Source organism: Vibrio sinaloensis, from assembly GCF_023195835.1.
GTDB lineage: Bacteria > Pseudomonadota > Gammaproteobacteria > Enterobacterales > Vibrionaceae > Vibrio > Vibrio sinaloensis_C.
This window is the reverse complement of the sequence record NZ_CP096199.1, coordinates 459,564-486,534: the sequence shown is the minus strand read 5'-3', so window position 1 is coordinate 486,534 and position 26,971 is coordinate 459,564. Positions and strand designations below refer to the sequence as shown.

The window sequence follows — 26,971 nt, the reverse complement described above, 5'->3', positions numbered from 1 at the left end:
AGGTCACGCCAGCGTGACCTTTATAATATTTAGCCTTTCCAGTCGTATAACGCTGGCACCTCGATTAAATCCCCCTCAAAGCGTATCAAGCAGGTTTGCGGTTCGATTGTGACCAGCTCAACACTGTTATTAATCCAGTCACCCTCGCTATATTCCACGCCGTTAATTTTTACCCAGCGCTTATCGGCTTTACTTGAGTACACATGAGTCTGAAAGTTCATCGCCGGAAGCTTTCCATACCAAGGTTCAGGATGATGAGAAAGATTGGTGGCTTTAGGGCTAGACTGGGTCTGCTGTGCTTGCGGCGCTGAGTTGAGTGCCGCTTCAAAGCGCTGCGCTAACTCAGGTGAAAGCTCCGACAAGTCAATCCCCTGCAACAGGTCAGACTCACCGCCATCACTGTTTGCAGCCGTGGATTCGACGTCCATTGTAGGCTCAGCAGCTAGCGGTTGACTATCCAACGGTTGTTGCATCGACTCTGGCGCTTCAATCGGGGCCTGCCTATAAGTGACAGCTAACGTGCCAAAGTCTGGCGCTGGCTCAAGCTGATACTCAAACGGCACCTCAATCGATATGGTTCGACTGACATTCGACTCAAGCCAAGACTGCTTTTGAGATTGATAGGTATACAGCGCCACTCCGGTAGCAACCACGAGTGGTGGCGCTATGGCTATAGTGATATAGCGCCAACCCCGACTGCGCCTGTTTTGTGGAGAATAGAGCTGGGTTGAAGCAAAGCTCGCAGCACCAGACTCCAGGTGACGATGCTCCGAATGTTTCAGTTGCTGCATCACTTTAGACATGGGTACTTTCCCCTTTGACCGTGAGTTTAGGCGCATCAGGCTGTGACAACACTTCGAGCAGGCGCAAGGTTTGCTGCCCAGCGATACCATCGACACTGAGTCCTTGCCAGCGCTGAAACAGCTCAACCTTCTGTTTCAGTTGATTATCGAAAAAGGGCTGCGCCGACTCGGGTTGACCCAGCACCCGAGATAAGTGGCTATCCAATAACGCGACTTGCTGACCTCTCATGCCGGATTTTAAGGTCTGTTGCCAATAACCTTGCCAAATTCGCCGGTACTCGCCTTGCCAGATAGTGGCAAGCCATTGCTGCTCAAACTCAATCAGTTGACCATTGACTAATAGCTGAACTTGCCCCTGTGACAAACCATAGAGCACCGCAAAGCGCGTCTGGCCATCGATATTTAAAGTGAGCACTACTGGGGTATTGTGCTGTGCGAGTTGAGATAAGCTTCCTTGTTCGACTGCGCAACGAAACCGCGTTTCACTCTCATCAAGGCAAAGCTGATCAAGCACAGACGCTCGATAGCCCCACACTTCATATAGAGCCGACAACGCTTGCTCTTGAGTACTAGGCTGACTCAGTGTTTGTTTTAGCTCCGCTGGAAACACTGTCTCTATATGCTCCACATTGTCTACCTGAGGGTAGGCTTGCTCAATCAGTTGCGAAAAAAGCGGCGTCACTAACTGAGGCGTAGCCACATACGCTGAGATGGACAACCCCATCGAAACACTGAACGCGATTAAGGTTTTTACCATCACTCGCTCTGCTCCAGCCGCTTGATATTGCTTGGGCTGAACCGAGGCCGTCTGAAAGCTCATGACCTCATCACAGGTTGCTCGAACCGTCGCTTGGGTCGGCGCAGGCTCACCAATGGTATACGCCCGCTTCAAACAGGCATCACAAACTAGGTTAATCAGTCTTGGGATGCCCTGAGTTTGCCGCGCGATATATTTGATAGAGGCTAAAGAAAAAAGATCGGTCGAGCCTCCCGCCAAGGTTAAGCGAAACCGGATGTAGTCACGCGTCTCATCTTGATTAAGTGGCAGTAAGTGATAGCGCCCGGTGATGCGCTGCGCTAACTGCCTTAGCTGTGGCATTTGCAATTTCTGTTGCAGCTCTGGCTGACCAATCAGTAACACTTTCAGCAACTTTTGCCGTTCGGTCTCTAGGTTAGTGAGCAGTCGCAACTGCTCAAGTACATCCGCTGACAGGTGCTGCGCTTCGTCAATCACCAGTAAGGTCTGTATTCCTTGAGCATGGTTATCTAACAAAAACTGATGAATGGCCTGGTTCAACACCTTAAGTGACGCTCCCGACCTATACTTGATGGTAAATTCATCACAGATCGCTTCGAGCAATTCGATTTCGCTAAAGGTAGGATTGAGGATCAGTGCCGAACGAGTATTCGCTGCTAGGGTATTGAGTATCGATTTCGCGATGGTGGTTTTCCCAGTCCCTACCTCACCGGTAAGCATGGCAAAACCGCCTCCTTCACCCAGACCCGACTGAATCTGATTCAGCGCTTCTTGATGACGTCGGCTCTGATAAAGAAAACGAGAGTTTGGCACAATCGAAAAAGGCAACTCGGTCAGCGCAAAATGTTGTAGATACATACTTCTCGTCTCTGGGCATTTGTTGCTAAGGAAAGTACCATTGCTGGCACGATTAGCCAATGATCAGATAAGTAAAAGGGAGAGCTAGGTGCAAAGATACCTTGTTGGTGGCGCCGTTCGCGACCAGTTGTTAAATATTGACGTCTACGATCAAGACTGGGTGGTGGTCGGCGCCACACCAGACGAATTGATTGCTCTAGGCTATACCCCTGTGGGTAAAGACTTTCCGGTATTTCTTCACCCAAAAACCAAACAGGAGCACGCTCTAGCACGCACAGAACGCAAAACTTCAAGCGGTTACACTGGTTTCGACTGTTACTTTGCCCCGGACGTAACCCTAGAGCAAGATCTTGAACGACGCGACTTGACCATCAATGCCATGGCGCAAGATCAGTACGGCAACATTGTCGATCCATTTAATGGCCAGGCCGATTTGCAGGATCGCTTGCTACGCCACGTTTCCGATGCTTTTATCGAGGATCCGCTACGAGTGCTGCGGGTTGCCCGTTTTGCCGCCAAACTACACCACTTGGGTTTTACCGTTGCACCAGAAACGTTAGAGCTGATGCGTGAGATCAGCCACTCAGGAGAGCTTGAACACTTAACGCCTGAACGCGTATGGCAGGAGTGGCATAAATCCTTGTCCACCCGTAATCCGCAGATCTTTCTCGACGTACTAAAACAGTGTGACGCACTAAAAATCGTGTTACCAGAAATCGACGCCCTGTTTGGTGTACCACAACCAGAGAAGTGGCATCCTGAGGTTGATACCGGCGTTCACACCCTTCTTGTAGCAAAACAAGCCGCACTATTGAGCGATTCCCTTCCGGTTCGTTTTGCTTCTCAGGTGCATGATTTAGGTAAAGGTATAACACCAGAATCAGAGTGGCCGAGCCATAAGCTGCATTGTCATACTGGGCTTAAACTGATTAAAAAACTGTGTGAGCGTATCCGTGTCCCCAACGAGTTTAAAGAACTGGCTCTGATGGTTTGCGAGCAGCACTCAAACATTCATAGAGCCGCTGAGCTTCGCCCAGAAACCAAGCTCAAAGTACTTAACAAGTTCGATGTGTGGCGTAAACCGGACCGCCTAGAAGACATTTTGCTGTGTTGTATGGCGGATAGCCGCGGTCGAACTGGCTATGGACAGATTGAATACCCTCAAAAGGTGCTATTTGAGCAAGCCTATCGAGCTGCTCTGTCCGTCAATGTTCAGGACATTATTAAGGATGGGTATACAGGCGCGGATATTCGAGCTGAGATGGAAAAGCGCCGGGTTGAGGCGATTAGAGCCTCTGAAGGTTAGTCCATCATTCTAAAAAGGCAGGAACGACCGCAGTTCAGAATCTAGCTAAAGCGCACGCTGTGAATAGATTCCAGATAATTCGTTCCTCATTTCTGGAATGACGAACACCTACCAACAAACAAAAACGCCCCCGAAACCGGAGGCGTTTTTTTAAAAGCTTAAGTTAAGCGATTAATTCAACTAAGAATTAAGCTTGGCCTTTAACTTCTTTAAGACCGTTGTAAGGAGCACGCTCACCTAGCGCTTCCTCGATACGGATTAGTTGGTTGTACTTAGCAACACGGTCAGAACGGCTCATAGAACCCGTCTTGATTTGGCCTGCAGCTGTACCTACCGCTAGATCAGCGATAGTTGCATCTTCAGTTTCGCCAGAACGGTGAGAGATTACTGCTGTGTAACCTGCGTCTTTAGCCATCTTGATTGCAGCTAGAGTCTCAGTTAGAGAACCGATTTGGTTGAACTTGATAAGGATAGAGTTAGCAACGCCTTTCTCGATACCTTCAGCAAGGATCTTAGTGTTAGTAACGAATAGGTCGTCACCTACTAGTTGAAGCTTGTCACCTAGTAGTTCAGTTTGGTGCTTGAAGCCATCCCAGTCAGACTCGTCTAGACCGTCTTCGATAGAAACGATTGGGAATTTCTGAGCTAGCTCAGCTAGGTAGTGGTTGAACTCTTCAGAAGAGAAAGTCTTACCTTCGCCTTTCATGTTGTAGATGCCAGCTTCTTTGTCGAAGAACTCAGATGCTGCACAGTCCATCGCTAGAGTCACGTCTTTACCTAGTTCGTAACCAGCAGCAGCAACAGCTTCTGCGATAACTTCTAGCGCTTCTGCGTTAGACTTAAGGTTAGGAGCGAAACCACCTTCGTCACCAACTGCAGTGCTGTAGCCTTTAGACTTAAGAACTTTAGCTAGGTTGTGGAATACTTCTGCACCGATACGTAGACCTTCTTTAAGAGTCTTAGCGCCAACTGGCTGAATCATGAACTCTTGGATGTCAACGTTGTTGTCTGCGTGCTCACCACCGTTGATGATGTTCATCATAGGTAGAGGCATAGAGAACTGACCAGCAGTACCGTTTAGTTCAGCGATGTGCTCGTACAAAGGCATACCTTTAGACGCTGCAGCCGCTTTAGCGTTCGCTAGAGAAACCGCTAGGATTGCGTTAGCACCGAACTTAGATTTGTTCTCAGTACCGTCTAGCTCGATCATTACTGCATCGATTGCTGCTTGGTCTTTCGCATCTTTGCCCACTAGAGCTTCTGCGATTGCACCGTTTACAGCTTCAACAGCTTTAAGAACACCTTTACCTAGGAAACGAGCTTTGTCGCCGTCACGAAGCTCAAGTGCTTCACGTGAACCAGTTGATGCGCCAGATGGAGCAGCCGCCATACCTACGAAACCGCCTTCTAGGTGTACTTCAGCTTCTACAGTTGGGTTACCACGTGAATCGATGATTTCACGACCTAGAACTTTAACGATCTTAGACATTGAATGTTTCCTTCTCGTTGAATATATAATGTCAAAATTAAAGGCAGCAGCACAACTCACGCTACTGCCTGTATTCTTTACTTCTCTGATTCGCTGCGTTGGTATTCACCAGCCGCTTTAACGAAACCTGCAAATAGTGGATGGCCATCACGAGGTGTCGAAGTGAATTCTGGGTGGAACTGAGCCGCGACAAACCAAGGGTGGGCTGGGTTCTCAATCACTTCTACCAGTTTTTTGTCTGCGGATAGGCCAGACACTTTCAAACCTGCTTTTTCAATCTGTGGACGAAGATGGTTGTTCACTTCGTAACGATGGCGATGACGTTCATGGATAGTCGCGCTACCGTAAAGTTCACGAGCTTTGGTGCCTTTTTCTAGGTGACACAGCTGTGAACCAAGACGCATTGTGCCGCCTAAGTCTGACTTCTCAGTACGCTCTTCCACGTTGCCCGACTCGTCAACCCACTCGGTAATCAGACCCACAACTGGGTACTTAGTCTCTTTGTTGAACTCTGTTGAGTGCGCACCTTCCATACCCGCAACATTACGCGCGTATTCGATCAGTGCCACTTGCATACCCAAACAGATACCTAGGTATGGCACCTTGTTCTCACGAGCGTATTGCGCGGCAAGGATTTTACCTTCGACACCACGGTCGCCAAAGCCACCAGGAACCAGAATAGCATCTAGGTCAGCAAGCAGTTCAACCCCTTTGCTTTCTAGATCTTGAGAATCGACGTATTTAATTTTTACGCTGAGACGGTTCTTAAGGCCAGCATGTTTCAGTGCTTCGTTCACTGACTTGTAAGCGTCTGGTAGTTCGATGTACTTACCAACCATACCAATCGTAACTTCACCGGTAGGGTTCGCTTCTTCATAGATAACCTGTTCCCATTCAGACAGGTTAGCTTCTGGCGCATCAATACCGAAGCGCGCACAAACGAGATCATCCAGGCCTTGAGATTTGACAAGTTGAGGGATCTTGTAGATAGAGTCTACATCCTTCATCGAGATAACTGCTTTCTCAGGTACGTTACAGAATAGCGCGATTTTCTTACGCTCATTCGCTGGGATCATGCGATCGCTACGACACACAAGGATGTCTGGCTGGATACCGATAGAAAGCAACTCTTTTACCGAGTGCTGAGTTGGCTTAGTTTTTACTTCGCCCGCTGCTGCAAGGTAAGGAACCAGTGTCAGGTGCATAAACATCGCGCGCTCACGGCCAAGCTCGACTGCGAGCTGACGAATGGCTTCCATGAAAGGTAGAGATTCGATATCACCGACCGTGCCGCCAACCTCAACGATGGCGACATCGTGGCCTTCTGAACCTGCAATAACACGATCTTTGATCGCATTAGTAATATGAGGAATAACCTGAATGGTTGCACCGAGGTAATCACCACGACGCTCTTTACGAAGAACGTCTGCGTAAACACGACCTGCTGTGAAGTTGTTGCGCTTGGTCATTTTGGTGCGGATAAAACGCTCGTAATGACCTAGGTCAAGGTCAGTTTCAGCGCCATCTTCCGTGACAAACACCTCACCGTGTTGAGTTGGGCTCATTGTGCCTGGGTCAACGTTGATGTAAGGGTCAAGCTTCATCATAGTCACTTTTAGACCACGAGCTTCTAGAATAGCCGCAAGGGATGCTGCTGCAATACCTTTACCTAGAGAGGATACAACCCCGCCAGTAACAAAAATGTAATTTGTCGTCATGTTTAACCTGAAATTGGTTGAATGAGGGAAAATGGATTTCTTCTGGACGGGATATAAATATACCAGAAGCCCTTATCCGCCACAACGTGAAATCTATCACACTGCAATTTTTTATTTTTTGCTTCAAATCAAACTGCACAAAGAGAAAACAGACATCGAGATTTTGTTCTGAGTCACATTTGTCTCATAAAAAGCATCCGCTAAATGCACCTACAAATCTGGCTCAAGTCGCTTTACTTGCTGCCAATAATCTTCTAATTGCTCCAAAGAGCAGTCGCTGAGATTACGACCCGATTGCGCCACTTTCTGTTCCACTTGACGGAATCGACGTGCAAATTTTAAATTCGCTTTGTTTAAAGCGACTTCCGGATTTGCGCCTAAATGACGAGATAAGTTGACACAGGCAAACAGCAAATCCCCCAGCTCTAATTCGACTTTTTCCTGTTCGGGTGATACCTGTAGAGCTTCGTCTAGCACCTCTTCAATCTCTTCTTGCACTTTTTCGACGACTGGTCCGATCGAGTCCCAATCAAAGCCAAATTTTGCGCACTTTTTCTGTATCTTTGTAGCACGAGAAAGTGCCGGTAGAGAGACTGGTATAGAGTCTAGGATACTTTGTTCACTTTTTCCTGCTTGGGCTTTTTCTTTGGCTTTCTCTGCTTCCCAGTTAGCATTGATCTGCTCATCGCTTTCAAACTCGGCATCAGAAAAAACATGCGGATGACGGCGAGTCAATTTTTCGTTAACGGCCTCAACCACCTCGGAAAAATCAAATAGGTTCTGCTCTTTCGCTAACTGGCTGTAGAAAATCACCTGAAACAGCAAGTCACCAAGCTCTTCTTTGAGATTGGGCCAATCACGATTTTGAATGGCATCCACCACTTCATAGGTTTCTTCAATGGTGTGCGGCACTATGGTGTCGAAATTCTGCTTCAGATCCCAAGGGCAACCGCCTTCTGGATCGCGCAGCTTTGCCATGATCTGTTCTAGCTGTTCAATCGGATGACTCATTTTCTTGTTCCTTTGATCCTTTATTTCTAAAAGAAAAAGGTGAGCGGTAAACACCACTCACCTCTATTTGCTCTCTGCCATCTTCAAGCGTAAAGCATGCTCAATGTGGCAATCTCTACCCACTTAGGTGCCCCTTCTAGGAAGGGATGACATTTTTGTTTCGCGACCTAACCCAAACGCTTGACCGACATAACATCGCGGATCTGCTCTACCCGCTTCGAAACCCGTTGTAAGATTTCAATATTGGTCACTTCAAGGTCAAAATCCATAATGGCCAGTTGACGACGATAATCGACCCGGTTTTTCATACTGGTTACTTTGATTTTTTCATTGGCAAACAGCGTGGTGATGTCTTTAAGCAATCCACTGCGCTCCATGGCCTCAACGCGCACAGTGAGAATATAGGAGCCGACAAAACCACTACCCCAAACGGTGTCAATAATACGCTCCGGTGCGTGATGACGCAGCTCTTCCAACTGCTCACAATCACTTCGATGCACTGAAATGCCCCGACCTTGAGTGATATAGCCACAAATATCATCGCCAGGGATCGGCTGACAACAGCGAGCCAGGTGGGTCATGAGGTTATCGACCCCTTCAACCACGACGGCATCTTTTTTCGGGCGGCTTTGCGCCGGTGCTTTATTAACGGCTTCTTGAAGTTTTTCCAGAGCTTGCTTGTCTTCTTCTTCCGCTGTGGGTTTGTTTACCAAGGCATTAATATGATTAATGATTTGGTTGATACGCAGGTCGCCGCTGCCCACGCCGACATACAGCTCATCGGCACTATTGACGTTAAACCGTTTCAGCGCATAGTGCTCCGCATCTTTCAGGGTAGCGCCTATTTTGGCCAGTTCATCCTCTAAAATTTCACGCCCCGCCTCGAGGTTTTTCTCTCGAGACTGCTTGCGGAACCAGGCGTTGATTTTCGCCCGAGCTCGACCAGAGGTAACAAAACCCATATTGGGGTTAAGCCAATCGCGTGACGGATTCGGCTCTTTCGATGTAATGATTTCAACCTGATCGCCCATCTGCAACTTATGGGTAAAGGGAACAATACGACCGCCGACTTTGGCTCCGATACAACGGTGACCCACTTCTGAGTGGATGTGGTAAGCAAAGTCGAGAGGCGTCGCTCCCATTGGCAGGTCAACGACATCACCACGCGGGGTAAAGGCGTAAACGCGGTCATCAAACACCTGACTGCGCAGTTCATCCAACATTTCGCCCGAGTCAGACATCTCCTCTTGCCAATCGAGAAGTTTACGCAGCCAAGTAATTTTCTCATCGTAGCCGCTGCGACCGCCACCGCCCTCTTTATATTTCCAGTGCGCAGCAACGCCCAACTCTGAGTCTTCGTGCATGTCTTTAGTGCGAATCTGGATCTCAATCGTTTTGCCTTCCGGGCCTAAAATCACGGTATGAATCGATTGATAGCCATTCGGCTTAGGGTTGGCGACGTAATCGTCAAACTCACTAGGCAAGTGCTTGTATTTAGTGTGCACCGTGCCCAGTGCGGCATAACAGTCTTGCAGTTTATCGGCGATAATCCGCACCGCTCGCACATCAAACAGCTCATCAAACGCTAAGCCTTTTTTCTGCATCTTGCGCCAAATACTGTAAATATGCTTTGGCCGCCCACTCACTTCAGCGTTGATGCCCAGCGCTTTCATTTCCGCCGTCAGATCATCGACAAAGTTTTTAATGTACTGCTCGCGCACGATTCGGCGCTCAGAAAGCTGTTTGGCGATCTGCTTGTAAGTATCTGGCTGCTGGTAACGGAACGCATAGTCTTCCATTTCCCATTTGAGCTGACCGATACCCAGACGATTGGCGAGTGGCGCATAAATATTGGCACACTCTTGCGCAGCCGCGCGGCGCACCTCATCTGGCGCTTTTTTAACCTCAACCAAATTAGCAATACGCTCAGCCAGCTTGATGATCACACAGCGAAAGTCATCGACCATAGCCAATAACATGCGACGCACGTTGTCCACTTGAGATGAAGCGGCGCTTCCCTCTAGGGTCACGTTCAGTTGGCCAAGTGCAGCCATCTCTTCGACACCATCGATGAGTTTGATGGTTTCTTTGCCGAAATCTTCTTCGAACTGAGCTCGCGGGTAAGCGCCACTTGACACTATGGGGAACAATAGCGCCGCAACCAATGTGGCTTTATCCATCGATAGAGTGATAAGAATCTCGATCATTTCACGCCCGCGCCATAGCAGCAGTGGCCCCTGATCGTTATCTTTTAGAATGGCTTCACTCTTGAGGTAAACTTCTTTTAAGCGCTTGGAAACCTTGGGATCTTGATGAAGACTATCGATCCACTTATCTAGCTCAAACTGTTCGTCTTGATTTAAATGTGCGCTTCTGACCGCAACCATTATTTTCGTCCTGTTATCTTTCTATTTTTGAACCACTCGGCGTCAGCTGTGCAGCGACTCGAGCCGTTCTTTTAATCCTTTACAAAGAGCGCCATTGATTCTAAATGGCTTGTATGCGGGAACATATCGAGCATACCTAATTTTTGTAATTTGAAGCCTTGTTTTAGTAAGCTTTGTGAATCTCGAGCTAACGTCGCTGGGTTACATGAGACATAGACCACTCGATGCGCGCCTAGCGACGCAACTTGATCAATGATACCACTGGCACCAGCCCTGGCAGGATCGAGCAGTATTTTATCAAATTTTTCTGCTGTCCAGGGCAGACCAGAGACATCTTGTTCTAAATTTGCCTGGTAAAAACGCGCATTTTCGACATGATTGAGTCGGGCGTTGGCGCTTGCCTTGTTAACCATCTCATCCACACCTTCAACTCCCACTACCTGTGACACACTTTGTGCTAGCGGTAAGCTGAAATTTCCAAGGCCGCAGAAAAGGTCAAGCACACGATCTTGCGGCTTAAGCTCTAACCATGCGAGAGCTTGGCTTACCATGCCATGGTTGACGCTTTGGTTGACCTGAATAAAGTTATTTGGTTCAAACGGAATCGTCACCCCCGACTCCTGATAATAGGGGCGTTCACCCACCACTCGATGCAACTGCTCAGCCTGGGGCATCAGGTATAGTGTCGCTTGATGCTGCTCAGCAAACTGTTGCAGCAATTGCTGTTCCGACTCAGTGAGCGATTTTAGATGACGCAACACGATGACCTTAGTGTTGTCACCTTTGACCAGCTCTACATGTCCTAACCGCTGCTGATTGGCAAAGCTTTGCAACAGCTTATGTAATGGCGCAATTAACTGACTGAGCTCCAAATCCAAGATCGGACAGGCGTCAACCGTCACTATTTCTTGGCTGTGTTTTTTACGAAAACCAAACTCCATCTGTTGCGTGCGCTTGTTGAGCTTGATGCTGATGCGGGTACGGCGGCGATAGCCTTGTTGCGGGCCAACCACTGGCGCTTCAGGGTCAATACTCTGCCCAGCAAACTTGGCCATCAGTTGGCTAAGCGTCTGCTGCTTGTAGGCGCGTTGTGACTCGATATCGAGATGCTGCATATTGCAGCCGCCACACTCTTGATAGTAAGCACAAATGGGCTCAACACGTTGCTCACTGGCTTTTTGCACCTTGATCAGGTTAGCGCGTGCATACTTACTCTTACTCTCGGTCAGTTGAGCCAGTACCTGCTCCCCCGGCAATCCGCCCTCAATAAACACCGGTTTTCTGTTTTGATAAGCGATGCCGGCACCGTGGTGATCGAGCTTTTCAATAGTGAATAACTGGTGCTTAGTGTTGAGTTGAGTTTTCTTCTTAGCTTGGAAAAAACGCGCCATAGTGGTTGCCTGTGTTGATGGGGCCAAACGGCCAATTGCTCGAAAAAGTGCTTACGTGCCAGCTTTTGTGCCTGAATCATTGTCTGAGCCGACCGAGTTGATTATGCTTAACCATTCGGCAGTCTCATCTTTTTATTGCGACTATTTTCCCATATCCACACCACGATGTTTAGACAATAATGACCAGATATGGCTTGCGCGCTCGCGTAATTACTCTCACTTTAGCTCCAACCCTGATCATTGGATTGCTTTTGAGTGCATTTTTCTCGTTTAATCGCTATCACGACCTCGAGACCCAAGTCGTCAATTCTGGCTTGAACATTATTGAACCGCTCGCCATTGCCAGCGAAGACGGCCTGAAGAACAATAGTCGCGAATCAGTGCGTCGCATTATCAGCTATGCGCACCGCAAAAACTCTAAGTTCGTACGCAGTATTGCTGTGTTCGATTACAGTCATGAACTGTTCGTCACCTCCAACTTTCACCCAAACTTTGAGCTTCTGACTTTTCCTAAAGATGCGCCGATTCCGATGCTGGTTAGCTCTGATTTAGATAAGAACACCCTTATTTTACGCGCACCGATCATTGCAGAATCGGGCGTTGTCGCGACCATGCGAGGACAAAACGCCAACCCTGCGCTCGGTTATGTTGCCATTGAGCTGGATCTCTCATCACTGCGCTTACAGCAGTATCAAGAGATATTCTCGGCGTGCTTGGTGCTGTTAATTGGCTTGGGATTATCAGCGATGTTTGCCTATCGGCTAATGCACGACGTTACCCGCCCCATCTCACATATGAAAAATATGGTCGACCGAATTCGCCGAGGTCATTTGGACGTGCGAATAGAAGGCAAAATGCACGGAGAGCTGGACTCGCTGAAAAATGGTATCAACGCGATGGCGGTCTCGTTGTCGGAATACCACGTCGAAATGCAGCACAGTATCGATCAGGCGACCTCCGACCTACGAGAAACATTGGAGCAGCTCGAAATCCAAAACGTCGAGCTCGATATCGCGAAAAAGCGCGCTCAGGAAGCAGCGCGTGTTAAATCTGAGTTTCTTGCCAACATGTCGCACGAGCTGCGTACTCCTCTGAATGGCGTGATTGGCTTTACTCGTCAGATGCTCAAAACCACCTTGACCAATAGCCAAACAGACTATCTACAGACCATCGAAAAATCCGCCAAGAACTTACTCAATATCATTAATGATATTCTCGACTTCTCTAAGCTAGAGGCCGGCAAGCTCGCGTTGGAGAATATCCCGTTCGACTTCCAAGGCTCTCTCGAAGAAGTAGTAAGCCTGCAAGCCACCAGCGCGCATGAAAAAGGGTTAGAGCTGACCCTGAAGATAGATCCAAAGATCCCGCCAGGTTTAGTTGGCGACCCACTGCGAATTCAGCAAGTATTGACCAACCTAGTGGGTAACTCGATTAAGTTTACCGAACGCGGCAACATCGATATCAGTGTAGAGCTGCGCTCCCAGCGTGATGATTTGATCGAACTGCAATTTATGGTGCGCGATACAGGGATCGGCATTTCTGAGCGCCAACAATCACAGCTGTTCCAAGCCTTTAGTCAAGCCGATGCCAGCATCTCACGCCGTTACGGCGGTACTGGTTTGGGCTTGGTTATTACTCAAAAACTGGTTAGCCAAATGGGCGGTGAGATCAGTTTAACCAGTCGTCTGCACCAAGGCTCGACGTTCTGGTTTACTCTGCGCTTAAGTGCCACTGATATGCCAGTCAGCGAATTACTGGAGACACAATCTCTACGTCAGCGCAGTTTGCTTCTGGTTGAACCCAACATGCAAGCGGCCTCGGTGATACAGCAAACGCTAGCGCAAGAAGGGCTGGTTGTCACCTATCGCTCCTCACTGCCAGAAGAGGTCGAACATTATGACTACGTGCTGCTCAATCTAGCGCCGAATCGAGACAACGATACCGCAAGCGTTGAAGCTTGGGTTGAACATGCGCTGCACTGCGCCGCCCATGTGGTGGTCGGCACCCCAAGTACCGCTCTGGCGTTGTCAGATCATCTGATTCAGAAATACCCAATTCACTGTATTACCAAGCCATTGTCGCGCCGCAAGTTGCTGCAAACACTCGTGGCCAATCAAGAGAGAGTTCCGCTGTTAGAGCCACTTCCTGAGCAAAGTGAGACCCTACCGCTCACCGTGATGGCCGTGGACGATAACCCAGCTAACCTCAAACTGATTAGCGCCTTGCTCCAAGAGCGTGTTGAACGGGTCATCACCTGTACCAATGGTGTGGATGCGGTGCAGCAAGCGCAAACACAAAAGTTTGATATCGTGTTGATGGATATTCAGATGCCACACATGGATGGGGTGACTGCGTGTAATCAGATCAAACAAACCGCGCTCAACGCCGAAACTCCGGTGATCGCGGTAACGGCGCATGCAATGAGTGGTGAACGGGATCGCTTACTCAATGCCGGGATGGACGACTACTTAACCAAGCCAATTGAAGAGCATATCTTGCAACAAGTCTTGATGCACTGGAGCCCTCATATTAGTCAACAAGCGCTGCAGAAGCTCGATATCAGCTCAGCGCAAATGGACATCCCCGCTGATGAAACCGCAGTGAATAACGAGCGCAACACCATGATTATCGATTGGCAAGCCGCTTTGAAGCAGTCAGCCAACAAAGAGGATTTGGCTCGCGATATGTTGCAGATGCTGGTGGACTACATTCCAGAAGTCAACGCTATGGTTGAAGGCGCGTTGGAAGATGAGCATTGTGATATCGAACAGTTGATTCACTACGTGCATAAGTTGCATGGTAGCAGCTCCTACTGCGGCGTGCCTCGATTAAAAAGTGTCTGTGCCGCGATTGAAAAAGCGCTGCGTTCAGGTGCTACTATTGAAGAGATCGAGCCCGAGCTATTCGAGCTACAAGATGAAATGGAAAAGGTTGTCGCCAGTGCGAAACCTTATTTAGAGAGCTAAGTGCGAGATTAACTCTCTAAGATTACCGTCGCCACTGCGTAGTGGCGCTCGTCTGAGATAGACAGGTGAATACTCGCCACCTGCTGTTGCTCGGCGATATGCTGTGCTTGCCCAGATAAGCTCAACAAGGGTTTGCCAAACTCGTCATTGGTGACTTCAAAGTCCTGAAAGGTCACTCCAGCAGCAATCCCGGTGCCAAGCGCTTTAGACGCAGCCTCTTTAGCGGCAAAGCGTTTAGCAAGAAAACGCCCTTGCTGCTTAATTTCACTGAACCTAGACCATTCGGCCTCGGTCAAAATACGTTTGGCAAACGGCTCACCACTACGAGCGAGGGCTTTCTCCACTCGCTCGATTTCAGCAATATCCGTTCCTAAGCCGACGATCGCCATAATTAACGACGCGCTTCAACCATAATGGCTTTCATATCCGCCACGGCTTTTTCAAGCCCATCAAACACCGCACGACCAATAATAGAGTGGCCGATGTTGAGCTCAAAGATCTCAGGAATCGCAGCAATCGGTGCGACATTATGGTAAGTCAGGCCATGACCTGCATTGACGGTAATACCAAGATCCGCTGCATAGCTTGCGCCGGCAGCAATCTTCTTGAGTTCATTTTGCTGATCCAGCTCAGTTTCGGCGTCGGCATAGTGACCGGTGTGCAACTCAATAAATGGCGCACCACACGCTTTAGCCGCATCAATCTGTTCACGATCCGCATCGATAAATAGCGACACCTTGATGCCCGCCTCTGCCAGCCGTTGGGTTGCCGCTTTCACTTTGTCTAAGTGCCCTGCTACATCCAAACCGCCTTCAGTGGTCAGCTCTTCACGCTTTTCTGGCACTAAGCAAACGTACTCGGGCTTTGTCTTCAGCGCAATTTCGACCATTTCGTCGGTGACGGCCATCTCTAAGTTCATTCGTGTTTGCAGCGTTTCACGTAGAATACGTACATCGCGATCTTTGATATGACGACGATCTTCACGAAGGTGGATTGTGATTCCATCCGCGCCGGCACGCTCAGCAATCTCAGCCGCATGAACTGGGTCAGGATACTTAGTCCCACGTGCATTGCGCAGTGTCGCGATATGGTCGATGTTTACACCTAGGTAAATTGAGCTCATTTTCCAATACTCCGTTTGGGAATCATACTAAGAAAGAGTTCCCTGCTTTTTAATGGTTTGCCGCCAAGATACGGCTTTAAGGCTATACGTGTAAAGCGTTTTGCCGCTTTAAGTTGCTCTTTTGTTGTAAAGCGACGCTCGCTAATAGCAATCAGTTCGTCACCGACAAAGGTCAGATTGTCATGGCGCACCGATGCGATAAAACCTTTCTGTTCTCGATAGCGATAGGTCATGTTAGGGTCAATCGGCTCTCCCGTTCCAGCGCAGTGCATAAAGTCGACCCCATAACCCAGCGCCGACAATAGCGCGAGCTCAAACCGGCGCAGTGCCGGCTCTGGGTTGTCACTTTGAGCCAGCTCAGTCAGAGCATGCAAATAGTCATGAAACAGAGCAGGCATCGCCACTTCCGCCATCAGCACCCGACCCAGTAACTCATTGACATACATGGCTGAATAGAGGTTAATCCCGGTCAGAGGCAATCCCAAACTGATGGGCTCTGCCTGCCTGAGGGTTTTCATCGAGCTGTTGCCGGACCACTTGAGCAACAAAGGGGTAAAAGGTTGTAGCGCCCCTTTTAAGTTGGATCGCTTACTGCGTGCCCCTTTCGACATCAAGGTCACACGGCCATACTCTTCGCTAAAGACATCCAAGATCAGGCTCGACTCGCTGTACGGTCGCCTGTGCAGCACAAAGCAGCGCTGTAAGCCTTCTGATGACATAAAACCTTCTAGTCGAAAAAAGGAGCCAATAGGCTCCTTTGATTGTCACTCGGGGAGCGAAGCGTCATGCCTCTCTCAGGTTAAAGATCGTCGATGTATCCCAGTGAACGCAGTGCACGCTCATCGTCTGCCCAACCTGATTTCACTTTCACCCAGGTTTCTAGGTACACCTTACGGCCAAACAACTCTTCCATATCTAGACGCGCCTCGCGGCCAATGGTTTTGATTTTTTCACCGCCTTTTCCGATGACCATTTTCTTCTGTCCGCTGCGTTCGACCAAAATCAACGCATTGATGTGGAAGCCGTCTGTGTCTGGGTTGTAATCAAAACGTTCGATTTCAACCGTCACCGAATAAGGCAACTCTTCACCGGTAAAACGCATCAGTTTTTCACGCACAATTTCAGAGGCCATAAAACGCTGTGAGCGATCGGTGACGTACTCTTCCGGGAAGTGGTGCGTCGCTTTAGGCAGATGCTCTCGCACGTGTTTGCGTAGCACATCGATATTCTTACCGTGTTTCGCAGAAATAGGCACCACATCGACGAAGTCCATCTTTTTCGACATCTCCATCATGTGCAGCATCACTTCGTTGCGGTCGGCAACGTTATCAACTTTATTGACACACAACACGACTGGGAAGTTCGACTTCTGCAGCTTAGTGAGCACCATCTCATCGTCTGCTGTCCAATGGGTTCCATCAACCAAAAATAGTACCAAGTTCACATCGCTCAGTGATGAGTTCGCGGCGCGGTTCATCAAGCGGTTGATGGCACGCTTCTCTTCAATGTGCAGACCAGGAGTATCAACATAAATCGCTTGATAGTCGCCTTCGGTATCGACACCCATAATACGGTGACGCGTGGTCTGCGGTTTACGTGAGGTGATCGAAATTTTCTGCCCGAGGATACGGTTCAGTAAGGTCGACTTACCCACATTAGGACGGCCAACAATCGCCACAAAACCACAATGCTGGTTTTCTGGAGAGCTAGGCTGTTCGTTGTTCGACGAGAAAAACGCGTCGATATCAAAATCGTTGTTATCCGTTGAATCAGTCATTGGTCAATTGCTCTAGTGCTAATTCTGCAGCCGCTTGTTCTGCCTTGCGGCGGCTGGTGCCTTTACCAATAACAGGTTGTCCAATACCTGCTACATCACACGAAACCGTAAACTCTTGGTTGTGTGCTTCACCTTTAATATTAGTCACTGTGTAAGCGGGCAGTGGTTTTCTTCGCCCTTGCAAAAATTCCTGCAAGCGTGTTTTAGGATCTTTTTGCGAAACACCAGGCTTAATCGCATCTAAGCGCGTCTGGTACCAGCTCAAAATAATGCCTCTGACCACCTCGATATCGCTATCGAGATAGATGGCACCGATGATCGCTTCCACCGCGTCAGCGAGAATGGAATCACGACGGAAACCACCGCTTTTTAATTCACCTGGACCTAATTTTAAGTGATCTCCTAGTTCGAATTCACGACCTAGTTCTGCGAGCGTATTACCACGAACTAATGTCGCGCGCATACGGCTCATGTCGCCCTCATTAACTTTGGGGAAACGGTGATAAAGATCATCAGCAATGACAAAACTTAAAATTGAATCGCCCAGAAATTCAAGACGTTCGTTATGTTTTCCATTAGCGCTACGATGTGTCAGCGCTAAACTGATCAGCTCTGCATCATTAAACTGATAGCCGAGCCTTTTCTCTAGTTTTGCAATAGGAGAATTCATGCTCTCTCATTCATTTGATTACATTCTCAAAATAATGGCGTAGTAGCCAAGCGGCCAAATAAGTTCAGATCTATGAGCATAGGTATGCTTCGGTGAACTTACGCAGCCAACCAGGCTAAAGCTTCAAATATGAAGAGAATTTAGTTAATACCACCGATGCGGTTAAACCTAACACCAGTTGGGATCCAAGACGGTAGCACGCTGTCGCTATCTCGTTCAAACTCAAAGCTTATCCAGATAGCCACGGCTTTTCCGACTAGGTTAGCTTCTGGAACAAAGCCCCAGTAGCGACTGTCTGCACTATTGTCACGGTTATCGCCCATCACAAAGTACTGACCTTGTGGTACTACCCACTCATTGACACCATTACGTGGCTGATAAAGCTCAACACGGTCACGACGAAGTGGATTGACCAAGATTTGATGGCCCACCTCTCCCAATTTTTCATCCAACTGAATCATTGGGATACCATTTTGGATAAATTGGCTCTCTTCCACATTCGATAGTTTGACCGGTTGGCATGTACTGTCGCCGGCAGACTGAATGCAGATCTCTTTTTTGCTGTTGTAGCGTACGGTGTCGCCCGGAAGCCCTACGACGCGTTTAATGTAGTCAATACTTGGTTGTGGCGGGTATTTAAACACAACAATGTCACCACGCTCAGGCTTGCCGGTTTCAACCAATTGAGTTCGCCATACCGGATCTTTCAAGCCATAAGCGTATTTCTCAACTAAGATAAAATCCCCGACCAGTAAGGTGGGCATCATTGAGCCTGACGGTATTTGAAACGGCTCATAAATAAAAGAGCGCAATACCAATACCGCAGCAATCACCGGGAAAATGGACACACTGTTCTCGATCCACCAAGGTTGCGTCTTCACTTTCTCGACCAGTGCGGCATCTAAACCATTCGTTTGCGCCTCAACGTCCGCCACCTTTTGCTGGCGCTTTTTAGCAAACACCAACTTTTCTAGTACCCAGACCACGCCGGTTACTAAGGTTACGATGACTAGGATGAGTGAAAATGTATTCGCCATTGACTTCCCTTATCTCAAAAATACGAAAGTGAAAGAGCCGAAACCCTTCCACTTGCCAATAAAACTTGCTTAGAGCAATCCCTTAAATAGTTGGTGTTACAGCTAGGCGTCAAGCAAACTCAGCCCTATGAGCATAGAGGTTCTATGTGATTAGGGCGGCCGGCGAACCGGTGAGTTTGCGCTGGCAACAACGCTGTAGCGCCAAATATGACAGGGATTAATCTTTTCCTACGTGAAGGATTGCTAGGAAGGCTTCTTGAGGCAGCTCAACGTTACCGATCTGCTTCATACGTTTTTTACCTTCTTTCTGCTTCTTCAGTAGTTTCTTCTTACGGCTCACGTCACCACCGTAACATTTGGCAATTACGTTCTTACGTAGCTGTTTTACGGTTGAACGAGCGATAATGTGGTTACCGATCGCCGCCTGAATAGCAATGTCGAACATCTGACGAGGAATAAACTCTTTCATCTTCTCGACCAACTGACGACCACGAGTCTGGGCCTGATCTTTGTGAGTAATCATCGCCAGTGCATCAACGGTGTCGCCGTTAAGCAAGACATCAACACGAACCATCTTAGACGCTTCAAAACGCTGGAAGTTGTAATCAAGTGATGCGTAACCACGAGACGTCGATTTCAGACGGTCGAAGAAGTCGAGTACCACTTCTGCCATTGGAATATCGTAGGTCACCGCCACTTGGTTGCCGTGATAAACCATGTCAACCTGAACGCCACGTTTCTCGACACACAGGGTAATTACGTTACCTAGGTACTCAGAAGGGACTAGGATATTACAGCGAGCGATAGGCTCACGAATTTCTTCAATATCATTCACGGCAGGAAGTTTAGCCGGACTATCGACATACAGAATGTTGCCGTTAGTCTCTTCCACTTCATACACTACGGTCGGTGCGGTAGTGATCAGATCAAGATCGTATTCACGCTCTAATCGCTCTTGAATGATTTCCATGTGCAGCATACCAAGGAAGCCACAGCGGAAACCAAAACCCAGTGCCGCTGAGTTTTCTGGTTCGTAGAAGAGTGATGCATCATTGAGGCTAAGCTTACCCAGAGCATCACGGAAGTTCTCGTAATCATCAGAGGATACCGGGAACAAACCTGCATAGACCTGCGGCTTCACTTTCTTAAAGCCAGGCAGGGGCTTATCACAACCGTTCTTCGCCAGCGTCAGCGTATCACCAACCGGGGCGCCTAGAATGTCTTTGATACCACACACGACCCAGCCTACTTCGCCAGTACGCAAGATATCGGTATCCACCTGTTTTGGTGTAAAGATACCAAGACGGTCAACACCCCAAACCTGGCCAGTACTCATCACTTTGATCTTGTCGTTCTTCTTCAACTGACCATTTTTGATGCGCACCAATGACACAACACCTAGGTAGTTATCGAACCAAGAGTCAATAATCAGCGCCTGTAACGGGCCATCCGGATCACCTTCTGGCGCTGGGATTGCGGATACGATGTTTTCTAGAACGTCATCAACACCTAGGCCTGTCTTCGCAGAACAGCGGGTTGCTTCCATTGCATCGATACCAACGATTTCTTCAATTTCTTCCGCGACACGCTCTGGATCGGCTGCGGGTAGGTCAATCTTGTTCAAGATTGGCACAACCTCAAGATCCATTTCGATCGCCGTGTAACAGTTAGCAAGAGTTTGAGCCTCAACACCCTGCCCCGCGTCAACCACGAGTAACGCTCCTTCACACGCAGCTAGAGAGCGAGAAACTTCGTAGGCGAAGTCTACGTGTCCAGGAGTATCGATGAAGTTGAGCTGATACGTTTCACCATCTTTGGCGGTGTAGTTTAGCGTCACACTCTGTGATTTGATGGTGATACCACGCTCACGCTCTAGATCCATTGAGTCTAGAACCTGTGCGGCCATTTCACGGTCGCTTAATCCACCACATACTTGGATCAAACGGTCTGATAGGGTCGACTTACCATGGTCGATGTGGGCGATAATCGAAAAGTTACGAATGTGCTTCATGATTTGGTGTGACTAAACTCTTTTAAATAGGGACAAGAAAGCCGCGCTTTATGCTCAGTATAGTCAGCATTGATGGCGGCATTTCGTTCAAGTTGGCAGATTCTACCCAATTTCTAGCCGGTTCGCACTAGCTAATTGGTTCGCCCAGCACCCTTAATAAGGTGACTTGTTGTGAAGAGCGTTGCTCTAATTGATAGGATAATCGTTTGGCGAACAAGATACCGGCAAACGTCGCCAGTGCCGAGACGGCGATCACTAGCCCCTCTCCCATGGCGAGCATAGGGGCAAGCCACCACTGACCAATAAAGGCACCGGCTATCATTGCAAACAAGGGAACCAAATAGACCAAAGCAGCGGATTGCAATACGCTCTTTTCTGGCAGACCAATTTCAACCACTTGGCCGGGCTTGACCACTTTATCCGTGACCAAGTACCAATTAAGCGATTTATTCCCCACCGCTTTAGAGACAATGCCTGTACCGCAGCTTTTTTGCGACGAGCAGCTGCTACAGCTGGTTTGCTGATCGCAACTCAACTCAACCTCAAACTGTTGGCCATTAGGTTCGACCTTGGCCACTGTTGCAAGTGCCGTCATCATTGCGTGGCACTCTGACTCGTTTTGAAGGTTACCGACTGCGCGATACGTTTTGCGGTCGAAGGTGGAATATCGCCAATCACCGAGACCTCGCGATCTCCCTTAACAAAACTGTGTAAGGTGCGGCGGCCTTGGCGAACCAATTGTCCTTTTAGCGATAAGTTGTCGCTGTTTGAGACGTAAACCGAGAAGCTAAACAGACCATCACTATACATCTGGCTTTCCACCATACGTTCGGTGTTGTTCATTCGGTAGCGATTCAGCTCTTTCGCCTCGAACCCATTGGGCACCCAACCTACCGTCCAATAAGACTGCATCACTTGACCCTTTGGCAAAGAGAGCACGTCGGGCAATTTCACATCACGTAAGCCACTGAGAACTTGGGCGATTTGATCATTTACACTGTAAGAAATCGTGCGGTACTGCTCGAGCACTTCACCATCTCGGTCAACGAGATCGGCGCGCAGTGGCAGTTTGCTCTTCTCGTCAACCCACAGCACGTATGAATAACGTTGACCATCTTTTGGCACCACGCGCAGTACGTGACAGGCGGCGCCCGCTTCGCGAGCACGGCCCATAGGTACAAAGTCGTAGTAGTCACTTAAACGTTCAACATCAGAATTGAGCAGCGGAATGGTCGGTGCAACGACATTGCCCGACTCAATGGTGAAAGGCTCTACACCTGGTTCGATATAGCTGACCTCGTCGCCACGACGAATCACTTCACGTACCGGGCCACTAAGATACACTAAATGAGCAAACTGCTGATCGTCTGCTCGAGCGTGACGATAGAGCAAAGGTTCGATACTGTTTTTCTTAATCAGTATGTAAGAGAGTTCGTAGTTTAAGTGCTGACTGGCTTGGTTCATTTGAAGCAACAAAGCCTCTGCAGCTTTTTCTTCTGCAAAGGCCAAGTTTGAGTTCAAACTGAACAGTGTCAGCACACTGATCAGAATTTTTTTCATTCAACTACCGTTTCAGGATTATCGCTGTGCTCAATACTCTGGCTGTTTAAGCGCAGTTGCAATTCGTAGTCTTGCAGCATGGCATGAATGCGGCGGCGCTGCTCTTGAACATTGGCTTCATTTGAGCTCGACTGCTCAACGGAAGAACGCGTCAAGCTTACCGGCTCTGCGCTCCCCGCAAATGGAATCGTCTGCAGCACTGGCAAGGCATCAGCTTCTGGCGCTGTAGCATCGCTACCACCGTACTGCTGCACTCCCAAAATAACCACAAGAGAGACACACGCAGCCATAGCCACTTGGCCAAACTGATTCAGCCAAGCAGGTAACTGACGACGCGCTTGCGCCGGAGTCGGCTGAGTTTCAATACGTTGATGTTGTTCTAACTGAGTTACTGTTGAGTGCGTTGGCTCGTTTTCTAAAGCCATTGCGACGCTTTCAGCAATATTCCATTCCGGCTTTTCCGGAGCATCGCCACGCATCACATCACCAATCAAGTGATAATGCTTCCAAGATTGCTGGCTCTGTTGGTCGTGCTCTAATTCTACAATTAGCGCCTTGTCTACCAACTCTCCATCCATGAGTGCTGAAAGTTTCTCTTTGTCAGCCATTATTTTCACCATAAAAGTTACTGGTCTAGCGTTGCATTAGCGGTTGAATCTTTTTTTCGACCGCTTCGCGAGCACGAAAGATACGCGAGCGCACCGTTCCTACAGGGCAATCCATTACCGCGGCAATTTCTTCATAGCTTAAGCCATCGAGCTCACGCAATGTCATCGCGGTTTTTAAATCATCAGGCAACGCTTCAATTGCGCTAAATACCACCCGTTTCAACTCGTTGGACAACGTCAAGTTCTCAGGGTTCGATATTTCTTTTAAAGCACTACCCGTTTCGTAATATTCTGCGTCTTCCGAATCGACATCTTGTGCTGGTGGACGCCGACCTTGAGCCACAAGATGGTTTTTTGCAGTATTAACGGCAATCCGATATAACCAAGTATAGAAGGCACTTTCTCCACGAAAACTCGGGATAGCTCGATACGCCTTAATAAATGCTTCTTGTGCTACATCGGGAACATCACCCGGATTATTCACATAGCGGGAAATAAGATTGCAAACTTTGTTCTGGTACTTAGTCACCAGTAGGTTGAATGCTTGTTTATCCCCATTCTGAACTCGCTCAATTAATACTTGATCGGTCAGTTGCTCGTTCATTCGAGCGGGTACTCCTATTGTTATTCACTCTTATCTTCTCAGACATGAGTATTAATTATGCAAAATGTAGTCTTGACACCACTGTCTACTTGAGCACTATTGTGACCTAGTCGGAAAATTTAAGTTCAATCTTTCTGCAAACTTTTTTAACACAATGACGTACTAAGCTACCTCTTACGCGATTTTGAGGTTCTGGGTACTGAAATGCAATGGCAAATTACCAGTGAATGCATTCAAGCAAAGCCTGGCTGGCAGTGCTACTATAGTCGCTTAACGCGCACTATAGCCAAAATGCAAAGGCCATTGTAAATGATTTGAGAGCGAGGTCGCTCAGTGACCTGTCATGCTGCGGTCAAATAATTGCAGTTTGACTTAGGGACAACTTAACTCGGGAATTTAACAGTTTTATGAACGCAAACCGTGAACATCAGTGTGATGTGTTGGTGGTGGGTAGTGGTGCCGCTGGTCTTTCTTTAGCCCTACGAGTTGCCGAGTACGGCAAGGTCATTGTGCTCAGCAAGGGGCCGCGCAGCGAAGGCGCGACCTACTATGCGCAAGGTGGTATTGCCGCCGTCTTCGATGAGGACGACAGCATTGAGTCTCACGTTCAAGATACCTTAATCGCAGGCGCAGGCTTGTGTGAAAAAGAGACGGTTGAGTTTATCGCTAAAAACGCCAAAGAGTGTGTGCAATGGCTGATTGATGGTGGCGTCCCTTTTGATCGAGAAGAAAACGACAGCGACGACGCCCCTCGATATCACCTCACTCGCGAAGGTGGCCACAGTCATCGACGTATTTTGCATGCCGCCGATGCAACCGGTATGGCGATGCAAACATCGCTACAAGACAATGTGCACAATCATCCCAACATTACGGTTCTCGAACGCCATAATGCCCTTGATCTTATTACCGAAGATAAAATTGGCGGAAACAATAAAAAAATCGTCGGGGCCTACATCTGGAACCGCAATCAAGAACACGTTGAAACAGTGCGCGCCAAGTTTGTGGTGCTTGCCACTGGTGGTGCATCTAAGGTGTATCAGTACACCTCCAACCCAGACGTCTCTTCGGGTGATGGTATCGCGATGGCATGGCGAGCAGGTTGCCGAGTCGCCAACTTGGAGTTCAACCAGTTCCACCCAACCTGCCTGTACCACCCAGAAGCACGTAACTTTTTGCTCACTGAAGCGCTGCGCGGTGAAGGCGCTTATCTGCGACGTCCTGATGGTTCGCGCTTTATGCCCGATTTTGACCCGCGCGAAGAACTGGCGCCTCGAGATGTGGTCGCCCGCGCCATCGACTTTGAGATGAAGCGTTTGGGTGCAGACTGCATGTACCTAGATATCAGCCACAAGCCAGCAGACTTTATCGAAAAACACTTCCCAACCATCAATACCCGTCTACTTGAACTGGGCATTGATATGACTAAGGAGCCTATTCCTGTCGTCCCTGCGGCGCACTACACCTGTGGTGGGGTCATGGTCAATCAACAAGGGCAAACCGATCTTGCTCAACTGTATGCCATTGGCGAAGTCAGCTATACCGGCCTACACGGCGCCAATCGAATGGCGTCAAACTCATTGCTCGAGTGTGTGGTTTATGCCTGGTCTGCAGCCAATGATATTATCGCCAACTTAGACAAAGCCCAGTTGCCTGACTCTCTGCCGGCTTGGGATGAAAGCCAAGTGAACTGCTCGGATGAAGAGGTGGTGATTCAACACAACTGGCATGAACTGCGCTTATTTATGTGGGACTATATGGGGATAGTGCGGACTGATAAACGCCTGGAGCGAGCGCTGCGCCGCATTCAACTGCTACAGCAGGAAACTCACGAGTACTACAGTAACTTTAGAGTTTCGAACAACTTGCTAGAATTGCGTAACTTACTGCAAGTCGCGGAGCTGATGGTACGTTGTGCTATGGAGCGTAAAGAGAGTCGCGGTCTACACTACACTCTTGACTATCCAGAACTGGCCGAACATAGCCAACCAACAATTTTGATACCTGAAAAGCTTAAAAATCAGTAATTCCAAACGGAATTACTAGCTATTAACTCAAGGGAGCTCATCAGTGCTCCCTTTTTAGTAACACCACCAATTGTCTGTAGCTCACATCAGGTAGGCTGTCGCGCCAAATGAGTCTGCGTTGGTTATCCTGTAGAACAAGCAACAATGCGAATGACATCAATGGAAACAACACCGTTTTTATCTGATAAGTGTGATTGACCGTATCGGCCTGACGAGGTGACACAAAAGTCACTTCACCTTGTAGTGCCGGGGCTAACCAAACCTGATGAGGGTGAAGCTTAGCGATTACGATTAATAGAAAGACGATGGCAATAAGCGGAAGTGGGGAAATCAGAGTGGTAAAACAGGCCAAAGTCGAGAAAATAACGTTGGCCTGCTTGGCATGTTTCGATGGCGTCAGGACAACCCTAGCGCACTTTACTGAGGTTGTGGGCGACAATTTTATCTACCATAGCAGCGTGACCTAGATTCTCACTTCGACCATGGCCCATGATCCAAGTGAACAGATCGGGATCATCGCATTCAAGCAGTGAGACAAAATCACGTTGTTCATTCTCTTGTAGGCTATCAAAACATTCTTCAAAAAATGGCATTATCACGACATCGAGTTCCAACATTCCACGTCGGCATGCCCATTTGATCCGCGCTTTTTCTTCTGCGGTATACATTGTAATTCCTCACCAAACCAGGTTGTGTGGCCCGAGTGTAACAAGCAAACCAGCCGACAACTAGTACGCCAGTCACACTCCCGACCAGAGCGTGTTTTTTCATCCTTGCTGTTGAAACAAATGGCACACAACTCAAAAGGTTGTTTATCACCAACAATAGGCGATAACATAGCAACCATTCGATTATTGTTAGGTATTCA

23 protein-coding genes are annotated in these 26,971 nt (G+C 48.5%); 3 read left to right on the top strand and 20 right to left on the bottom strand.

Translation table 11 applies throughout. The annotated features are described in order from the left end of the window. Positions 1-29 precede the first annotated feature (29 nt). Together MTO69_RS02315 and MTO69_RS02310 are read right to left on the bottom strand one after the other, a co-directional pair. The gene (locus MTO69_RS02315; protein ID WP_248330767.1) at positions 30-803 is read right to left on the bottom strand and encodes a general secretion pathway protein GspB; all 774 of its coding nucleotides are present in this window, start codon (positions 801-803) and stop codon (positions 30-32) included. Beyond that, positions 796-2,418 (bottom strand): ExeA family protein, encoded by a 1,623-nt coding sequence (locus MTO69_RS02310; RefSeq protein ID WP_248330765.1) that lies wholly within the window; start codon positions 2,416-2,418, stop codon positions 796-798. Before MTO69_RS02310 ends, MTO69_RS02315 begins: the two co-directional genes overlap by 8 nt. Before the next feature lie 88 nt (positions 2,419-2,506). Here MTO69_RS02310 and MTO69_RS02305 point away from each other — a divergent pair, with 88 nt between their 5' ends. Then, positions 2,507-3,724, top strand: a complete 1,218-nt coding sequence (locus tag MTO69_RS02305; RefSeq protein ID WP_248330763.1) for a multifunctional CCA addition/repair protein — start codon at positions 2,507-2,509, stop codon at positions 3,722-3,724. A gap of 187 nt (positions 3,725-3,911) precedes the next feature. Here MTO69_RS02305 and eno read toward each other — a convergent pair whose 3' ends face one another. The 5 genes from eno to rlmD all read right to left on the bottom strand — a co-directional run bounded on the left by eno (position 3,912) and on the right by rlmD (position 11,720). Next, complete coding sequence (gene eno / locus MTO69_RS02300) at positions 3,912-5,213, bottom strand: phosphopyruvate hydratase (protein WP_248330761.1); 1,302 nt, start codon at positions 5,211-5,213, stop codon at positions 3,912-3,914. A 77-nt stretch (positions 5,214-5,290) separates the two neighbouring features. Continuing rightward, positions 5,291-6,931, bottom strand: a complete 1,641-nt coding sequence (locus tag MTO69_RS02295) for a CTP synthase (RefSeq protein WP_248330759.1) — start codon at positions 6,929-6,931, stop codon at positions 5,291-5,293. A gap of 210 nt (positions 6,932-7,141) precedes the next feature. Next, positions 7,142-7,942: a nucleoside triphosphate pyrophosphohydrolase gene (mazG, locus tag MTO69_RS02290; RefSeq protein ID WP_248330757.1), complete on the bottom strand. Its 801-nt coding sequence runs from the start codon at positions 7,940-7,942 to the stop codon at positions 7,142-7,144. Positions 7,943-8,109: 167 nt separating this feature from the next. Further along, entirely contained in the window at positions 8,110-10,329 is a 2,220-nt protein-coding gene (gene relA, locus MTO69_RS02285; RefSeq protein WP_248330755.1) for a GTP diphosphokinase, read from the bottom strand. A gap of 71 nt (positions 10,330-10,400) precedes the next feature. After that, positions 10,401-11,720: a 23S rRNA (uracil(1939)-C(5))-methyltransferase RlmD gene (rlmD, locus tag MTO69_RS02280; RefSeq protein ID WP_248330753.1), complete on the bottom strand. Its 1,320-nt coding sequence runs from the start codon at positions 11,718-11,720 to the stop codon at positions 10,401-10,403. Positions 11,721-11,899: 179 nt separating this feature from the next. On the opposite strand from rlmD, the gene barA reads away from it, so the two are divergent. Then, entirely contained in the window at positions 11,900-14,686 is a 2,787-nt protein-coding gene (gene barA, locus MTO69_RS02275; protein ID WP_248330751.1) for a two-component sensor histidine kinase BarA, read from the top strand. An 8-nt stretch (positions 14,687-14,694) separates the two neighbouring features. Here the strand turns inward: barA and acpS are convergent, their stop codons facing one another. The 11 genes from acpS to rpoE all read right to left on the bottom strand — a co-directional run bounded on the left by acpS (position 14,695) and on the right by rpoE (position 24,076). Continuing rightward, positions 14,695-15,075, bottom strand: a complete 381-nt coding sequence (acpS, locus tag MTO69_RS02270; RefSeq protein WP_248330749.1) for a holo-ACP synthase — start codon at positions 15,073-15,075, stop codon at positions 14,695-14,697. A 2-nt stretch (positions 15,076-15,077) separates the two neighbouring features. Beyond that, positions 15,078-15,809, bottom strand: a complete 732-nt coding sequence (gene pdxJ / locus MTO69_RS02265; protein ID WP_248330747.1) for a pyridoxine 5'-phosphate synthase — start codon at positions 15,807-15,809, stop codon at positions 15,078-15,080. Next, entirely contained in the window at positions 15,806-16,528 is a 723-nt protein-coding gene (recO, locus tag MTO69_RS02260) for a DNA repair protein RecO (RefSeq protein WP_248330745.1), read from the bottom strand. Before recO ends, pdxJ begins: the two co-directional genes overlap by 4 nt. An 80-nt stretch (positions 16,529-16,608) precedes the next feature. Continuing rightward, positions 16,609-17,586, bottom strand: a complete 978-nt coding sequence (gene era / locus MTO69_RS02255) for a GTPase Era (protein WP_248330743.1) — start codon at positions 17,584-17,586, stop codon at positions 16,609-16,611. After that, the gene (rnc, locus tag MTO69_RS02250; protein WP_248330741.1) at positions 17,579-18,256 is read right to left on the bottom strand and encodes a ribonuclease III; all 678 of its coding nucleotides are present in this window, start codon (positions 18,254-18,256) and stop codon (positions 17,579-17,581) included. Before rnc ends, era begins: the two co-directional genes overlap by 8 nt. Positions 18,257-18,396: 140 nt before the next feature. Continuing rightward, positions 18,397-19,293 carry a signal peptidase I gene (gene lepB, locus MTO69_RS02245; protein WP_248330739.1) on the bottom strand — a complete coding sequence of 299 codons (897 nt, stop codon included), beginning with the start codon at positions 19,291-19,293 and terminating at the stop codon, positions 18,397-18,399. Between the two features lie 217 nt (positions 19,294-19,510). Continuing rightward, a complete protein-coding gene (gene lepA / locus MTO69_RS02240) occupies positions 19,511-21,304 on the bottom strand; it encodes a translation elongation factor 4 (RefSeq protein ID WP_248330737.1) in 1,794 nt (597 codons plus the stop codon). 127 nt (positions 21,305-21,431) lie between these two features. Further along, positions 21,432-21,902: a SoxR reducing system RseC family protein gene (locus MTO69_RS02235; RefSeq protein ID WP_248330735.1), complete on the bottom strand. Its 471-nt coding sequence runs from the start codon at positions 21,900-21,902 to the stop codon at positions 21,432-21,434. Beyond that, positions 21,899-22,864 carry a sigma-E factor regulatory protein RseB gene (rseB, locus tag MTO69_RS02230; RefSeq protein WP_248330733.1) on the bottom strand — a complete coding sequence of 322 codons (966 nt, stop codon included), beginning with the start codon at positions 22,862-22,864 and terminating at the stop codon, positions 21,899-21,901. The genes MTO69_RS02235 and rseB overlap by 4 nt, the downstream gene beginning before the upstream one ends. Beyond that, the gene (locus MTO69_RS02225; RefSeq protein WP_248330731.1) at positions 22,861-23,484 is read right to left on the bottom strand and encodes an RseA family anti-sigma factor; all 624 of its coding nucleotides are present in this window, start codon (positions 23,482-23,484) and stop codon (positions 22,861-22,863) included. The genes rseB and MTO69_RS02225 overlap by 4 nt, the downstream gene beginning before the upstream one ends. Before the next feature lie 13 nt (positions 23,485-23,497). After that, positions 23,498-24,076, bottom strand: a complete 579-nt coding sequence (gene rpoE, locus MTO69_RS02220; RefSeq protein ID WP_176288654.1) for an RNA polymerase sigma factor RpoE — start codon at positions 24,074-24,076, stop codon at positions 23,498-23,500. Between the two features lie 407 nt (positions 24,077-24,483). Between rpoE and nadB the strand changes: the two genes are divergently transcribed. Continuing rightward, on the top strand, positions 24,484-26,103 hold the full coding sequence (gene nadB / locus MTO69_RS02215; protein WP_248330729.1) for an L-aspartate oxidase: 1,620 nt from the start codon (positions 24,484-24,486) through the stop codon (positions 26,101-26,103). A 40-nt stretch (positions 26,104-26,143) separates the two neighbouring features. Here the strand turns inward: nadB and MTO69_RS02210 are convergent, their stop codons facing one another. Further along, on the bottom strand, positions 26,144-26,542 hold the full coding sequence (locus tag MTO69_RS02210; RefSeq protein WP_248330727.1) for a protein YgfX: 399 nt from the start codon (positions 26,540-26,542) through the stop codon (positions 26,144-26,146). Further along, on the bottom strand, positions 26,511-26,771 hold the full coding sequence (locus tag MTO69_RS02205; protein WP_167420856.1) for a succinate dehydrogenase assembly factor 2: 261 nt from the start codon (positions 26,769-26,771) through the stop codon (positions 26,511-26,513). The genes MTO69_RS02210 and MTO69_RS02205 overlap by 32 nt, the downstream gene beginning before the upstream one ends. Between the last annotated feature and the right edge of the window lie 200 nt (positions 26,772-26,971).

Bases quoted from the DNA above. Each gene is read 5' to 3' on its own strand.
- MTO69_RS02315 (WP_248330767.1), bottom strand. From the start codon at position 803: ATGTCTAAAGTGATGCAGCAACTGAAACATTCGGAGCATCGTCACCTG.
- MTO69_RS02310 (WP_248330765.1), bottom strand. From the start codon at position 2,418: ATGTATCTACAACATTTTGCGCTGACCGAGTTGCCTTTTTCGATTGTG.
- eno (WP_248330761.1), bottom strand. From the start codon at position 5,213: ATGTCTAAGATCGTTAAAGTTCTAGGTCGTGAAATCATCGATTCACGT.
- MTO69_RS02295 (WP_248330759.1), bottom strand. From the start codon at position 6,931: ATGACGACAAATTACATTTTTGTTACTGGCGGGGTTGTATCCTCTCTA.
- mazG (WP_248330757.1), bottom strand. From the start codon at position 7,942: ATGAGTCATCCGATTGAACAGCTAGAACAGATCATGGCAAAGCTGCGC.
- relA (WP_248330755.1), bottom strand. From the start codon at position 10,329: ATGGTTGCGGTCAGAAGCGCACATTTAAATCAAGACGAACAGTTTGAG.
- rlmD (WP_248330753.1), bottom strand. From the start codon at position 11,720: ATGGCGCGTTTTTTCCAAGCTAAGAAGAAAACTCAACTCAACACTAAG.
- barA (WP_248330751.1), top strand. From the start codon at position 11,900: ATGACCAGATATGGCTTGCGCGCTCGCGTAATTACTCTCACTTTAGCT.
- acpS (WP_248330749.1), bottom strand. From the start codon at position 15,075: ATGGCGATCGTCGGCTTAGGAACGGATATTGCTGAAATCGAGCGAGTG.
- pdxJ (WP_248330747.1), bottom strand. From the start codon at position 15,809: ATGAGCTCAATTTACCTAGGTGTAAACATCGACCATATCGCGACACTG.
- recO (WP_248330745.1), bottom strand. From the start codon at position 16,528: ATGTCATCAGAAGGCTTACAGCGCTGCTTTGTGCTGCACAGGCGACCG.
- era (WP_248330743.1), bottom strand. From the start codon at position 17,586: ATGACTGATTCAACGGATAACAACGATTTTGATATCGACGCGTTTTTC.
- rnc (WP_248330741.1), bottom strand. From the start codon at position 18,256: ATGAATTCTCCTATTGCAAAACTAGAGAAAAGGCTCGGCTATCAGTTT.
- lepB (WP_248330739.1), bottom strand. From the start codon at position 19,293: ATGGCGAATACATTTTCACTCATCCTAGTCATCGTAACCTTAGTAACC.
- lepA (WP_248330737.1), bottom strand. From the start codon at position 21,304: ATGAAGCACATTCGTAACTTTTCGATTATCGCCCACATCGACCATGGT.
- MTO69_RS02235 (WP_248330735.1), bottom strand. From the start codon at position 21,902: ATGATGACGGCACTTGCAACAGTGGCCAAGGTCGAACCTAATGGCCAA.
- rseB (WP_248330733.1), bottom strand. From the start codon at position 22,864: ATGAAAAAAATTCTGATCAGTGTGCTGACACTGTTCAGTTTGAACTCA.
- MTO69_RS02225 (WP_248330731.1), bottom strand. From the start codon at position 23,484: ATGGTGAAAATAATGGCTGACAAAGAGAAACTTTCAGCACTCATGGAT.
- rpoE (WP_176288654.1), bottom strand. From the start codon at position 24,076: ATGAACGAGCAACTGACCGATCAAGTATTAATTGAGCGAGTTCAGAAT.
- nadB (WP_248330729.1), top strand. From the start codon at position 24,484: ATGAACGCAAACCGTGAACATCAGTGTGATGTGTTGGTGGTGGGTAGT.
- MTO69_RS02205 (WP_167420856.1), bottom strand. From the start codon at position 26,771: ATGTATACCGCAGAAGAAAAAGCGCGGATCAAATGGGCATGCCGACGT.